This window comes from Pseudorhodoplanes sinuspersici (genome assembly GCF_002119765.1).
Classification (GTDB): Bacteria; Pseudomonadota; Alphaproteobacteria; order Rhizobiales; family Xanthobacteraceae; genus Pseudorhodoplanes; species Pseudorhodoplanes sinuspersici.
In genome coordinates, this window is the sequence record NZ_CP021112.1 from 4,343,684 (window position 1) to 4,358,384 (window position 14,701).

The window sequence follows — 14,701 nt, forward strand, 5'->3', positions numbered from 1 at the left end:
ATCTTCCAGCGATTGTCGCTCACGCGTTCAGTTCGCGGCACGCCTCGCATCATAGATCAGCATTTCATCAACTGTCGGTACGAAGCAGGGAGCGGCATTATGTCGACTGTTTATCATCAGCTCAGCGCAGGGTTATTGCAGCAGGACTGGAGCAACACCGGCCTGATCACCGGTAACGATAGCTGGGCTAATGTCCCCAGCATTCAGGGATTTCTCGGCGATATCGGTGGGGCCATTGGCGCCGATCCGCGGACAGTGACGGGAGCGGCCGTTGGTGCTGTCGATGTGATTGCCAATCAGACCGATCCGAGCACATTGACCAATGGTGGTGTAGCGGAATTCCACATTTCCAATCCAACCGTGGCGCTAAATGGATCGGGCACCGCAAATGCGCCATGCCTTGTTCTGTATCTGAATGCATCGGGCTGCGAGAATGTTCGCGTGCAGTTCAACGTGCGCGATCTTGACGGATCCTCAGACAACGCCGTTCAGCAGATTGCCGTTCAGTACCGTATCGGTGAGTCCGGCACCTGGAGCAACCTTCCCAACGGGTATATTGCCGACGCGACCCAAGGGGGACAGGCCGGGCTCACGACTGCCGTCGATGTGACGCTGCCAAGCGCGGCCAATAACCAGGCTCAGCTTCAGGTCCGCATTCTAACCACCAACGCATCGGGCAATGACGAGTGGGTCGGCATCGATGATATCAACGTGTCGAGCAATGGCGAAGACCCGTCCGTGATCACGATCATGGCGATCCAGGGCAGCGGGCATGTGTCGGAGATGGACGGCGACATCGTCACAACGACAGGCGTCGTGACGGCGGTTGATACCAATGGCAGCCGCGGGTTCTGGATCCAGGACCCGAATGGTGACGGCAACGCGGCGACATCGGATGCGATCTTCGTATTCCGTCCGTCGGGCGATCTGCCGGCGGTCGGCCAGATGGTCAGCGTGACCGGCACTGTTGACGAATACACGCCGAACGGTGCCGCGCCCGGCAGCTTCTCGACCACGGAAATCATCGCGACGGGTGCCGGCGCCGTCACCGTGATTGGAACCGGGCCGGCCATCGAGGCTGTTGTGATTGGCGGCGAAGGCGGTCTTCTGCCGCCGTCGAGCAGCTTTGCCGATGCGGCGGCCTTCTATGAAAGCATGGAAGGCATGTTGGTCACGGTGAAGGAAGCCGTGGTCGTCGGCCCCACTAACGACTTTGGTGAAATCTATGCCGTGGTGGACAACGACTCCGATCGCGCGAACGGCGTCAATGGCTCGGAACTGAACGACCGTGGTGCGTTGCCGATCGAAGGTGGTGCGTCCGACTTCGGCAACACCAATGTCAGCGGCGGTGATTTCAATCCGGAACGCATCCAGATCGATGACGACAGCGGTGTCTTCAATATGCCGACGCCGAGCGTCTCGAACGGTGCGGAGCTGGGTGATGTCACCGGCATCCTGCGTTACGATTTCGGCAATTACGAAGTTGTGGCGACCCAAGCCTACACCGTCGACAAGCAGAGCGATCTCGTCAAGGAGACCACGACGCTGGTCGGCGATGCCTACCGGCTGACGGTCGCCAGCTACAACGCCGAAAATCTAGATCCGAACGACGGCGCTGCGCGCTTCAACACGATCGCGCAGGAAATTGTCACCAACCTGAAGACGCCGGACATCATTTCCCTGCAGGAAGTGCAGGACAATGACGGCCCCGGCAATGCGAATGGCTCGTCCGTCACCAGCGCCAGCCAGACGCTGCAGATGCTGATCGATGCGATCAACGCGGCGGCGCCGGACGGCGTGGAATATGCCTTCCTCGACAACCCGTTCATCGGCGATGACACCAATGGCGGCGAGGGCGGCGGTAACATCCGCACGGCCTTTATCTATCGTGTCGACCGCGTCGACTTCGTCGAAGGTTCGCTGAAGACCATTGCTGCCGACGGCACGGCGATCACCGATCCGGCCGGCAATGTCGACCAGCAGACGAACCCGGACAACCCGTTCTACGACTCGCGGCCGCCGCTGGTCGCCACCTTCGAGTTCAATGGCGAGGAAGTCACGATCGTCAACAACCACTTCACCTCGAAGGGTGGCAGCGGCGCTCTCTATGGCTCCGACGAATCGCCGCGCAATGGCGGTGAAGTGCAGCGCGCAGCGCAAGCCCAGGCCGTCAACAATTTCGTTGACAGCCTGCTGTCCAACGATCCGGACGCCAAGATCGTGGTCGCCGGCGATCTCAACGACTTCGAGTTCGAAGAGCCGATGTCCGTTGTGAAAGGCACCGGATCGATCTCGAACTACGACGTTCCGGGCGAAGATCCGATTGCCGCGACGGCTGATTATACGGCTGGTGGAGAGCAGGTGCTGCACGATCTGCTGGAGACGCTGCCGGCCGACGAACGCTATGACTATGTGTATGAAGGCAATGCCCAGTCGCTCGATCATGTGCTGGTCACCGACGGCTTGAAGGACGGTGCGCAATTCGACGTTGTGCGCATCAACGCGGAATTCGGAGACCAGACCAGCGATCACGATCCGCTCGTGGCCAGCTTCGAAATTCCGGCGCAACCGGCGCAGAACTTCACGCTGCAGCTTCTGCATCTGGCCGATGGTGAGGCTGGTCTGCTGGCCGGCGACACGGCTCCGATGCTGGCGGCTTTGGTGGATGCCTTCGACGACGATTACGCCAACACGCTGATCCTTTCGGGCGGCGACAACTACATCCCCGGCCCGTTCATCAATGCGGGGAGCGATCCGTCTCTGAATGCCGTCATCGGCGCGACGGCACCGGGCCGGCCGGACGTGGCGATCCACAATGCTCTTGGCGTCGAGGTGTCGGCGATCGGTAACCATGAATGGGATCTCGGATCGAATATCTTTGCCGACTCGATCCGCGGCTCAGGTGCATGGACCGGCGCTGACTACGCGCTAGTGTCGGCCAATCTCGACTTCAGCACAGATTCGGCGATGCGCGGCCTCGCCGATCAGTCGCTCGGCGGTACGGCCGGCGACATTGCCGGCTCGGAAGCCTCGAGCATCAAGGGCAAGGTCGCTCCCTGGGTGACGGTGACGGAAGGCGGCGAGAGGATCGGCATCCTCGGCGCCACGACGCAGATCCTCGAGCGCATCTCTTCGCCGACCGGGACCGAAGTGGACGGCTTCCCGAAGAACGGGGAACCGGGTGATAACACGACCGAAGTCGATGACATGGATCTGCTCGCTGCGCAGCTTCAACCGATCATCGACGAGATGATTGCCAGCGGCATCAACAAGATCATTCTGCAATCGCATTTGCAGAGCATCGAAAACGAGAAGCTGCTGGCGACCAAGCTGCACGGCGTCGATATTATCCTCGCGGCGGGCTCGAACACCCGTCTCGGCGATAGCGATGACGAAGCCGTGGAATTCCCCGGCCACGGCGCTGACTTTGCCGATACCTATCCGCTCGTGACACAGGGTACTGACGGCAAGACCACGCTGATCGTCAACACCGACAACGAATACACCTATCTCGGCCGCCTTGTGGTCGAGTTCGATCAGAATGGCGATATCGTCCTCGATAGCCTCGCTGAGAATGTCGGCATCAACGGTGCTTACGCCTCCACCGCCGAGAACGTGGCTGAAGCCTGGGGTGTTGATGTCGAGGATCTCGATGAGACGGCCTTTGCCGAGGGCACCAAGGGCGACTTGGTGCGCGATATCACGGAGGCGGTCGATGCGGTTATCGCCGCCAAGGACGGCAATGTCTTCGGCTACACCGATGTTTATCTGGAGGGTGAGCGCTCCTTCGTTCGCAATCAGGAAACCAATTTCGGCAACCTGAGTGCGGATGCCAACGGCCATGCCGCGCGCGAGGCGGTTGGTGATGAGCCCTTCATCGTTTCGCTGAAGAACGGCGGCGGCATCCGGGCGCAGATCGGCGCCGTCGACGTGGTCACCGGCGAAAAAATCCCGCCCATCGCCAATCCGGATGCGGACAAGCCGACTGGCGCTGTCTCGGAGCTCGATGTCGAAAACGCGCTGCGCTTCGACAACAAGCTGATGATGTTCGACACCACGCCGGAAGGCTTGCTGGCGCTGCTGAATTGGGGCGCCGGACTCTCGGCGAACAACGGCGGCTTTCCGCAGATCGGTGGCGTCCGCTTCTCGTTCGATCCGGATCTGCCTGGCAATTCCGGCTCGACCCCTGGCTCGCGCGTGCGCGACGTGGCGTTGATCGACGAGGAGGGCAACTTCCTGCGGCTGATCGTCGATGACGGTGTTGTCGTCGAGGGCGCGCCAGGGACCATTAGTGTCGTGACGCTGAATTTCACCGCCAATGGCGGCGACGGCTATCCGGCCAAACAGGTGGGCGAAAACTTCCGCTATCTCCTGCAGGATGGCACGCTGTCGGCTCCGATCGATGAGTCGCTTGACTTCACCGCGGCGGCCAACGTTCCGGCCAATGCGCTGGGTGAACAGCAGGCGTTCGAAGAGTATATGCAGGAGTTCCACGGCACGCCGGAAACCGCCTATGACGTGGCCGATACGTCAATCGAACTCGACGAGCGCATCCAGAACCTCAACTTCCGCGAGGACACGGTTGCCGAAGGTGCCCTGATCACGGGCGACAACGGCGACAACGTCCTCGACGGTACGGCCAATGCCGACACGATCGACGGCAAGGGTGGTGAGGACCGCATCGATGGTCTGGCAGGTGACGACAGGCTGTTCGGCGGCGCTGGCGATGATCTGATCGAAGGCGGCGAAGGCAACGACTACATCGACGGCGGTGATGATGACGATGTGATCTTCGGCGATGCCGGCGACGACATCCTCATTTGCGGTCTTGGCAACGACGTGATCAAGGGCAATGCGGGTGACGACACCTTTGTCGTTACCAGCCTGGCCGATGGTCGCGACAGCTACGACGGCGGCGATGGCATCGATACGCTGGACCTCAGCGCGCTCAGCCAGTCGATCACGCTAACGCTGAAGGATGGCGTGACGACCTTCGCCACTGACACGATCGAGAATATCGAGAATGTCATCGGTGGTTCGGCAGACGACAAGCTCACCGGCAATTCCTTCGACAACGTGCTCTCCGGCAATGCCGGCGATGACACGCTGAAAGGTGGTGCGGGTAACGACACGCTCGATGGCGGTGACGGGAACGACACGCTCGATGGCGGCACCGGCAACGATACGCTGCTGGGCGGCGCAGGCGACGATATCCTCAAGGGCGGTGCAGGCGACGATGTGATCAAGGGTGGTGCCGGCAACGACACCCTGACCGGCGGTGCCGGCCTCGACCGCTTTGTCTTCGACAGCGTCAGCGACGGCATCGACACCATCACCGACTTCAAGCTGTCGGGTGCCTCGGAAGACCGGATCGTGCTGTCGGCCTCGATGTTCGAGGGATTCACCGGCGACGACGCGTTCGACCTGATCGGCTCGGGCTTCCTGCGGGCTGTCGTCAACGGCAACACCACCGAGATGCAGATCGACGTCGATGGCGGTGGTGACGACTTCGCCACCTTGGCGATCCTGAACGGAAAGCTCAGCAACGGAGTGCTGGCTGACCACACGATTGTCGAACTGGATCCGGTTGCGTAAGGTACAAATCTCATTACAGAAGCAAATCTACGGTCGCGCAGCAATGCGCGACCGTATTCTTTTGCCGCAGGGACTGTCGGAACGTGGCCACCACGTAAACTGGCGGCCGGGGCGGCTTCGATGCGGTCAAGCGTATCAAGCGACGCAAAATGCTGCATCGCCACTGATACGCAGCGCTCACCAAATTGTCGGCGTTGGCGCGCTCACCGAGGATGAGAAGCTGCAATTGGCCGATTCCGAACGTTGCAATTTCGCGGGCGGACGCTGACGGAAGGCAGGTGTTTCTTGGCCGGCAACGGGTGATCCGACCTCTTTCAAACGACCTGCCTGCGCGCGTGGTGCGGTGGTCGCGGGCGGCGAGAGCTGTCGGGTCGATAGCATCGTGGTTCGGGGTTTCGGCATCTTCGGTGGTGAAGTGGCCGCACACGCCGAGCGGCGCAGCTAAGGAACAACACCAAGCATTTTCCGTAATAAGGAGCGTCGGGCGGTCTCGTCTTCGCTTCGCTTGTGCAGGCCGATTGATCCCCCCTAGGATGTGAGCGCTTGGCGAGCGGATTCTGCGTGTAAAGAGCAACGGTGTGCTGGCAATCAAGTTTGTAGAAGCATAGTACGGTCGTGAGGCTTGTCGCGCCGACAATTCCCGAGTCGTGGCCGGCTGGTGAAAGTCGTAGCAAAAAGCGAGGCAGAAATCTGGGCTACAAGGTGAGATACAACTGGGATACATGGCCTTTGGATGGGATCAAAAACGATAGTACTATCAAGGCGGTGTGAGGTAGTTTGTGGCGCTTCACCCGCTCCAGCCGCCTTTCTGTTTCCATTTCGTCCGTTCTCGGCGTGAGATGCGTGTCGCCGCGCGGTTGCGCCGCCGTTCCGTCATGGATTTGCCGTCATGGACATAAAAGCGGTCGTCTTCGATGCCTATGGCACGCTTTACGACATTCAGTCGGTGGCGTCCGTCACGGAAGAAGCGTTTCCCGGCCATGGCAATGCCATCACGCAGATCTGGCGAATGAAGCAGCTGGAATATACTTGGCTGCGATCGCTGATGGAGCGGTACGAGGATTTCTCGGTCGTCACGCATGAATCGCTCATCTACGCGCTTAACGTTCTCGGCCTGACATACGACACTGATGTGCTCGCGCGCATCATGGACAAGTATGCCCATCTCGATCTTTACAATGATGCACGCGATGCGCTGCTTGCGCTCAAGGGGCGGAAGCTGGCAATCCTGTCGAACGGAAGCCGGGCCATGCTTGATGCGCTGGTACGCAATAGCGGCCTCGATCGGATCCTCGATGCGACGATCAGCGTCGATGCGGTGAAGATATTCAAGCCAAGCCCCAGGACCTATGCGCTGGTCGAAACGACGATCGGCGTAAAGCCGAACGAGGTGATGTTCGTGTCGTCAAACCCGTTCGATGTCTGCGGTGCGCGCGCTTTTGGCTTCAACGTCGCATGGATCGAACGCGTCACGCCCGATGCCGTTGCCCTGGAATTTGCCAATCGCGATCTGGTCTCGCCATTGTCGATGTTCAAGGCTGTCAGGACCCAGATGGACGAACTGGGGCTGCAGCCAACCTGCCGCATCCGGACGCTTGCGGAGCTGCCCGCGGCCGTCGCGCAGATCGATCGCAGATAGAGACCAAAGTTTTTCTTTTTTGGAGCGCCCATGATCCGCTACATGCTCCAGATGCTGTTCTGGACCATCTTCATGGGCGTCCTGCTGTTTTGGCCGGCCGGGACTTTGGCTTATCCGGGCGCGTGGGCATTGCTCGTTCTCTTTACAGCCGGTGGCATCGCCATGGTGCTGTGGCTGTCGAAGTACAGCCCGAGCCTCCTTCGCGAGCGCATGGCCTCGCCGTTGCAACGCGAGCAGAAGCTATGGGATCGCGTCTGGCTGATGACGTTCATTCTCGGCTTTTGCGCCTGGTTGGCCATTATGGGCTTCGATGCCGCGCGGACGGGCTTCACCGCGGTGCCGGTCTGGCTGCAGGTGCTGGGCGGGGTGCTGATCATCGCCAACGGTGCCGGCACCTATTGGACATTTCGCGAGAACGCTTTCGCAGCGCCGGTGGTCAAGATTCAGCAAGGGCAGAAGGCGATCGACACAGGTCCTTACGCCTTCGTGCGTCACCCGATGTATACGAGCGCGGTGTTGCTGCTGATCGGCATGCCGCTGCTGCTCGGGTCCTGGATCGGACTTGCGCTATCTCTCGTGTTCATGCTGGGCATCGCTTGGCGTGCCGTGCATGAGGAGGGCGCCTTGCGAGACGAGCTTCAAGGCTACAGCGATTATGCTGCGCGTGTGCGCTATCGCCTGATCCCTTATGTCTGGTAGCGCTTAGGGCGGCGTTCGCGGCGAGCGCGCTACAGCCTGCGCAGGATATCGGCGGCCTGCCATGGCTTGGGAATAAAGGTCATCTCCGAGGGCAGATCCCTCGGCCGGCGCTGGCTCGACGTCACCACAATGGTGATGTTCGGATAACGCTGCTTCGCGCGCACCGCCAGCGAAGCGCCATCCATCAAGCCCGCCAGTTCGACACCCGTGAACAGGAATGAGATGCCGATTCCCATCTTGCTCAGCACCACGCAAGCCGCTTCCGCGCTTTCGCATTGAATGACCTGCATCTGATGTTTTTCGAGAAGTGTCGCGAGTGTGTCGCGCTGGTCCTTGTCCTCTTCGACAACCAGCGCCAACGGCCGTGGGGGATTGATCTGCGCCATCTTCCACCTCCGCATGGTGAAAAACGGGTTCAGCGTATCGCGCGCCCCTTAGATCGCGATGACGAAATTTTCGGCAATTCGCTGCTTTTTTGATGCGGATCGTCAGCAACCGATGACGTTGCTCCGGTATCTAAAGGCAGATCGGAATCATGTCGTCCGGCTGGTTTGTTGGGAAAGCGCGCCTTTCTAGACGCGCCTGATCGTGAAGCTGTCGACATATTCATTCGGCTTCGATGGATCGAAGGTCTTGCCCATCACCGAGAAAGTCTTTGTGGACGAGGCTGGTGGCGTCATACCGGCATCCTTCATTGCCTTGCCGGCTTCGGTGGTCAGGAACACCTTCTTGGCAATGCCGGCATAATCGACATCGCCCTTGATCTGACCCCAGCGCTTCATCTGCGTCATGATCCAGATCGCGAAGCTGTCGTAGGGGAACGGATCGAAGGTGACGCGGTTCGGATCCTTCTTCACGCCGCCAAGACCGTCAGCATAGGTGCCGGTCAGCACCTGCTCGAGCACCGTCACGGGCGCATTGATGTAGTTGGCGGGTGCGATCGCTTCGGCGATCTCCTTGCGATGATCGGGCTTGGCCGAATAGGCGCTGGCTTCCATGATCGCCCGCAGGAGTGCCGCATAGGTGTTCGGCATCTCGGTCGCGAAATCGGCACGCGCGGAAAAGCTGCAGCAGGGATGTCCGTCCCAGATGTCCTTCGACAGAATGTGGATGAAACCGATGCCGTCGAACACTGCGCGCTGCACGATGTTGTCCGGAGCGAGAAAGCCATCGACATTGCCGGCGCGCAGATTGGCGACCATTTCCGGTGGCGGCACGACGCGCAATTGCACGTCTTGATCCGGATCGATGCCATGCTCGGCGAGATAATAGCGCAGCAGGTAATTGTGATTGGAATAGTCGAAGGGGATGGCGAATTTCATGCCCTTCCAGGTCTTCGGATCGCGTTGGTCCTTGAACTTGGTCGCCAGACAAATGGCCTGGCCGTTGACGTTCTCGATGGCGGGGACGGTGAACGGCGTTGCCGTCGAGCCAAGACCCATCGAGATCGCGATCGGCATCGGCGCCAGCATATGGGCGGCGTCGTATTCCCTGTTGATGGTCTTGTCGCGGACGACGGCCCAGCCGGCGGTCTTGACCACGTCGACGTCGAGCTTCTGCTTGGCATAGAAGCCGAGCGGATGCGCCATGATGATCGGCGTCGCGCAAGTGATCGGAATGAAGCCGACGGCGAGTTTGGTTTTCTCGAGAGGACCAGACTGCGCGAAGGCGTCCGTTGCCGTCGCGATCGGGAAAATCTGCGACAAAGCCGTTGTCAGTGTGGCGCTGCCGACAGCCGCCAGCATCGACCGCCGCGTCATCGCGTTCGGGAATGCGGCGCGCAATACGGCGGTTTCGACGCGCCGTTGCAGGCCGGCGTCACTCGTGCCTTCGCAAACAATGCTGGTGTCGTGATCGGCGCCACAGGAACAGCCCTGCATGCGTCCGGAAATCAGATCGGTCATTTGAAATTCCCCTGAAGTCGATACGTGCCGGAATGCGCAACGCCTCACGCCGCGCATTCCGCAAAGGTGCAAGAACTAAGCCGCCTGCATGGCCTGCGACTTGGGCGCGGCGGGATGGCCTTCCTCGATCGGCAAGGACGGATCGCGCGACCATTCGTTCCAGGAGCCGAAATACATCCGCACATCCTTTACGCCGGCATTCTTGAGCGCGAGCAGCGTGTTGGATGCACGCGCGCCCTTGAAGCAATAAAGATAAACCGGCGTGTCGGCGGTGATGCCGACGGTCGCGCATTCGGCGAGGATTTCTTCGGATGACTTGAAGCGCGGGCCTTCGGCAGTCGGCTTCATCATGCGATACCATTCGAGCCAAACCGCGCCGGGAATGCGTCCCTTGCGCGGGCAGAAATCCTTTCCGTAGGGCGAGGAGCTTTCGCCGATCCATTCATCGACATCGCGCACATCGAGCAGGGCAATGCTTGGATTGCCAACCGCGGCGAGCATGGTCTTATAGTCGATCAGGATTTCGCCGGCTTCCGGGATAATATCGAAAGAGGCGGGTGTGGGCGTTGCGGCGTCCGTTGTTATCGGCAGTCCCTTCATGGTCCAGGCGTCGTAACCGCCATGCAGCACCTTCACTTTGGGATAGCCGAGCATGGTCAGGAGAAAATAGCCGCGGCAGGACTGCCCGAAGCCGGAATTCATCGATTGTTCGTAAATGACCGCCGTTTCCTTACCGGAGAGGCCGGCTGCGCCGAATGCATCGGCGAATTTGGTTTTCAGTTCGGCAATGCCTTCCGGCGTCGAGGTCGCAAGATAGGTGAAGATGTCATGGACATTGACGGCGCCGGGAATATGTCCGGCGGCATAGGCTTCGGGGCTTCTGGTATCGATGATGACGATGGGCTCGGCTGTCATCATTGTGTTGAGGTCTTCCGCAGTAATCAACGCCGCAGTCATGTCGAACCTCCGTTGCTGTTATCCTCTGTCGCTGCCGTCCTTGGTGTGCCTCATCCCTATTGCGCGCCGTCGGCGAGCATTTTTTTGAGTTGCTTGGTCGCCGGCGTGACGATGGCGACGAAGTAGGCTTCGCGCAGGCGGCGTTGCGCCCGGTGCGATTTCAGATAGCCGCGCGCACCACAATGCAGCATCGCGGCGTGAGCGGCGGCGACACTGGCTTCGCCGGCGCGCAAGCGGATCTTGATGACGCGCTCCCAATAGGCGGTGCTGGTGTCGTAAGGCGTGGCGGCGAGCGCCATGACTTCACGCTCGCAATCGGCCAGCATCTGTTCGAAATCCTCGGGCTGGTGATCGAGGAAGCAATTGACGTGTCCAAGCGGCCCGCGCAGCGAGGTCATGATGTCGATGCAATCACGGATCAGGCCAAGGCCCATGCCGGTCTGCAGCAGGATGAAGCCGGCGCGGATCTTCTTCACGAACGGCATCGCATTGTCGGCGAGTACGAGAGCGTCCGGCACGAACAGATCGCGGATATGCACCGCGTATGTGCCGGTGCCGTCCATGGCGAGGAAGGGTGGGCAGGGCTGCAGCGTGACGGCCGGATCGCCGCAATCGACGATGAACATCACCCGTTCACCGGGCGCATCCTCACGCTCGAAGATGGTGCCGAACATGTGGTCGGGGCCGAGATTGGAGACCCAGGGCAGGGCGCCGCGCACCACATAACCGCCCTCGACCTTGCGGCCTTTCAGCTTGATCTTCTCGATCCCGAAGATGGTCTTCATCGGGTTCGACAGACCGGTGCCGCCCAGCATCGATGCACTGGAAACGGGATCGAGCAGCTTTGCTTTCAGTGCAGTATTGGTTGAGTTGGCGACATACCAGGCGAGTGTGTCCTGGCACCACGCCATGAAGGCGGTGGCGCCGCAATATTCCGACAAGACCGACATCGCCGCGATCGCCGGTCGAAGATCCGCCACACCATCCTTTGGCATATGCGAGGCGAAAGCGCCCTCGGCGCCGAAAGCCCGCATGATCTCAGCCGGGTACAGTTCCCCGGTATCGATCGCATCCACCACCGGCAGAAGCTTTGCCTTTGCGATGGAGCGGACCCGCTCGCACAGGTCGGTCGCAGACGTTGTGTCGAACGGTTGCGTGTCCAATGCGAGCGCGGCCTGCGTCATGGGCAAAGACCTTTCGGTACCAGCAGTGTCAGCGGGAAATTAGCGTCCAACCTCGAGATTGACCGGACGCGTGAAGGTGTTGGCGACCGGCGACCATTTCTTCACATGGTCGATCAGCGCATCGACTTCGGATTGCGCGATGCCGTCGCACTCCATGTCGACCTTCACACGCACATCGGTGAAGCCGACCGGCTTGTCGCTGACATCGCCGGTGCCCCAGACGGCGGTGATGTTGAGATCGCCTTCGAGTTCGAGCTCAAGCTTGCGCACGGTCCAGCCGCGATGCACCGCATTGGCATGCAGGCCGACGGCGAGGCACGAGCCGAGCGCAGCGAGCGAAGCTTCCGACGGATTGGGCGCGGTATCGTCACCGAGCAATGCCGGCGGTTCGTCGACGATGTAAGGCGGCAGATTGCGGATGTAATTGGCGTGCCGGAATTTACCCTCGGCGACGGTCTTGCATTTCAGGGTCTTGATAACTTTGGGATTGGCTTTTCCGTTCTCGATCAGCTGGTCCAGCCCGCCCTTGTCGATTGGAGCGAGACATCCAGTGAGCACGACTTTTTCCGCGGCAACGGCCATGCGTTCCTCCAGTTTTCGGTTTCGCGAAGCTACTAACCGTTCTGTTTCTTGCAGGAGCCGTGCCAGCCCCGCCGGGCCGAAAAAGGTGAGGAAATTCAATTGGGGGGATTGTTGGACGGTGGGTGGAGCTGCCGCAGCTTGCCTATTGCGGGGGCATTCGGTGTCCAAATGAGCGGGGTGCGCCGAATTTGTGCTCAGCCGATCACAGGCGCGCATAGACACGTGCTTGCTGCGGTCCATGCGCGATGATGCAAGCGAGCAATTCCGTTTCCGCCGATCCTGCGCTAAGGATGCGGCATGACTGGTAAGACCGCCGCTGCTGTCGATTCGGCTTCGCGTACGGCCAATGAGGCCGAGAGCGCGCGCCAGCGGCTCCTTGATGCTGCGACTGAATTGTTTTGTCGTTACGGCATCAATGCCACCGGCGTCGATGCCGTCATTGACGAGGCCAAGACCGCCAAGACGACGCTCTATCGCATCTTCGGATCGAAGGAGGGATTGATCGAAGCGGTGCTGGACAACGAAGGCCAGCGCTGGCGCGACTGGTTCATCAATGGCGTCGATGCCGGGCAGGCGAGTTCGCGGACCAAATTGCTGCGCATCTTCCCGCTGCTGAAAGAATGGTTTTCGCAGGAGCGATTTTACGGTTGTCCTTTCATCAACGCCGTCGGCGAACATGACAAGGCCGACGAGCGGATGCGCACAATTGCCATTCGCCACAAGACGGTGGTGCTTAAAAAGATCGAGACGTTGGCGGCCGATGCCGGTTTTGCCAATGCTTCATCGATGGCGCACCAGATCGGCCTTCTGATCGATGGTGCGATCATCGCCGCGATGGTGACTCGCAACCCGGGCGTTGCGGACGATGCCGATGCGGTGTTGCGTGTGTTGATCGATAACCTCGCCAACGGGAAGCCGGCCACGCGCAAACAGAGCGCCGCGAAACCGCGGGCCGAGAATCCCGTGCCCGCCTGAGTTCTTGTGCCGCCCGGCGACGAGTTATCGTGCGATCGCTGTGGTCGGAGCAGATAGCGATGTCGATGCGCGCGGGGCGGGCGCCGAAGCAGGTGCAACCGCGCGCTGATCGAGATTGAGCATCGGCACCGCGCCGCCCGGCAGCATGGTGACCGGCAAACGGCCGTCCCATTTCTCCGCCTGAACGAGCGTGACGAGGTTCGGGTTGTCGCCAAGTGCCGCACCACGTGCGCGGATGGCGGAGGCTTCCGCTTCGCCGCGCAGCCGGATTGCTTCGGACTCGGCCTGGGCGCGCTGGCGCACTGCGTTGGCTTCCGCCGTCGCCTTGGTGACCACGATCTCGGCCTGCACCTTTTCGCGCTCGGCATTCTGGCGCAGCCGTTGCACCTCGACCTCAGCCAGCATGCGCTGCTCAATCGATTTTTCGTATTCCTTGCTGAAATCGAGATTCTCGATCTGCACTGACTCGATTACCACTGGTCCGCCAGCAGATTTCAGCACGGCGGCCATGACTTCGGCATTCAGCCGCCCGCGTTCCTGGATCGCCGTGACAGCGTTGAACTGACCAAACACGATCTTCGATTCAGACTGGACCTTCGGCAGAAGGACGCGGTCGGCGTAGCCGCGAATGCCCCCGAATTGGGCATAAAGCTCGTCCACCTTGTCCTCGGTCGCGCGGTAATTGACGGAAATCAGCAGGTCGGCCGGCTGCTGATCGCGGCTATAGGAATTGACCTTGTCGAATTGAACGCGCTGCGTCTCGAGCGAGATCTTCACGATGGAATCGAAGAAGGGCAGCTTAAAGCCGAGTCCCGGTGTCGCCGTGCCGATTAGCTTGCCGTTGCGCAGGATGACGCCGCGCTCGCGCTGATCGATCGTGTACCAGCTTCCCGATACGATCGACGCGCCCAACAGGGCGATTGCAGCGATACCGACAATGAGCATGATGCGGCTGCCGCTGCCGGTACTGCTCGCGCTGCCGGATGCGCTGGCTACCGCTTTCGACAGAATATTGCTCACGATTGTCTCCCCTCAGAATGATGCCTGATGCTGTGCTGCAGCTGTTCAGCGCGACGACGCGGCCGCGGGCGACTTGCACATCGCCAACGACCCTCATGTCCTTCGTCGCAATACGAAGGACTGCCGTTCAATGGAAAACAAGATTT

The 14,701-nt window shown here is 60.4% G+C and carries 10 protein-coding genes; 4 read left to right on the forward strand and 6 right to left on the reverse strand.

Going from position 1 to position 14,701, the window contains the following annotated elements; all coding sequences use genetic code 11:
* Positions 1-99 precede the first annotated feature (99 nt).
* The 3 genes from CAK95_RS21065 to CAK95_RS21080 all read left to right on the forward strand — a co-directional run bounded on the left by CAK95_RS21065 (position 100) and on the right by CAK95_RS21080 (position 7,933).
* Positions 100-5,595, forward strand: coding sequence for a 5'-nucleotidase C-terminal domain-containing protein (locus CAK95_RS21065; protein ID WP_086089696.1), 5,496 nt, complete (start codon positions 100-102; stop codon positions 5,593-5,595).
* Between the two features lie 889 nt (positions 5,596-6,484).
* Positions 6,485-7,234 carry a haloacid dehalogenase type II gene (locus CAK95_RS21075; protein WP_086089698.1) on the forward strand — a complete coding sequence of 250 codons (750 nt, stop codon included), beginning with the start codon at positions 6,485-6,487 and terminating at the stop codon, positions 7,232-7,234.
* A gap of 30 nt (positions 7,235-7,264) precedes the next feature.
* Positions 7,265-7,933, forward strand: coding sequence for a methyltransferase family protein (locus CAK95_RS21080; protein ID WP_086089699.1), 669 nt, complete (start codon positions 7,265-7,267; stop codon positions 7,931-7,933).
* Between the two features lie 29 nt (positions 7,934-7,962).
* Here CAK95_RS21080 and CAK95_RS21085 read toward each other — a convergent pair whose 3' ends face one another.
* The 5 genes from CAK95_RS21085 to CAK95_RS21105 form a co-directional block, all read right to left on the reverse strand.
* A complete protein-coding gene (locus CAK95_RS21085) occupies positions 7,963-8,319 on the reverse strand; it encodes a response regulator (RefSeq protein ID WP_157699694.1) in 357 nt (118 codons plus the stop codon).
* Positions 8,320-8,505: 186 nt separating this feature from the next.
* Positions 8,506-9,837, reverse strand: a complete 1,332-nt coding sequence (locus CAK95_RS21090) for a CmpA/NrtA family ABC transporter substrate-binding protein (protein WP_086089701.1) — start codon at positions 9,835-9,837, stop codon at positions 8,506-8,508.
* A gap of 75 nt (positions 9,838-9,912) precedes the next feature.
* On the reverse strand, positions 9,913-10,794 hold the full coding sequence (locus CAK95_RS21095) for a sulfurtransferase (protein WP_086089702.1): 882 nt from the start codon (positions 10,792-10,794) through the stop codon (positions 9,913-9,915).
* 56 nt (positions 10,795-10,850) lie between these two features.
* Entirely contained in the window at positions 10,851-11,978 is a 1,128-nt protein-coding gene (locus tag CAK95_RS21100; protein WP_086089703.1) for an acyl-CoA dehydrogenase family protein, read from the reverse strand.
* 39 nt (positions 11,979-12,017) lie between these two features.
* Positions 12,018-12,560, reverse strand: coding sequence for an OsmC family protein (locus tag CAK95_RS21105; RefSeq protein ID WP_086089704.1), 543 nt, complete (start codon positions 12,558-12,560; stop codon positions 12,018-12,020).
* A 297-nt stretch (positions 12,561-12,857) separates the two neighbouring features.
* Between CAK95_RS21105 and CAK95_RS21110 the strand changes: the two genes are divergently transcribed.
* The gene (locus CAK95_RS21110) at positions 12,858-13,535 is read left to right on the forward strand and encodes a TetR/AcrR family transcriptional regulator (RefSeq protein ID WP_086089705.1); all 678 of its coding nucleotides are present in this window, start codon (positions 12,858-12,860) and stop codon (positions 13,533-13,535) included.
* 24 nt (positions 13,536-13,559) lie between these two features.
* On the opposite strand, the gene CAK95_RS21115 is transcribed toward CAK95_RS21110, so the two are convergent.
* Entirely contained in the window at positions 13,560-14,480 is a 921-nt protein-coding gene (locus CAK95_RS21115; RefSeq protein ID WP_086091561.1) for a prohibitin family protein, read from the reverse strand.
* Between the last annotated feature and the right edge of the window lie 221 nt (positions 14,481-14,701).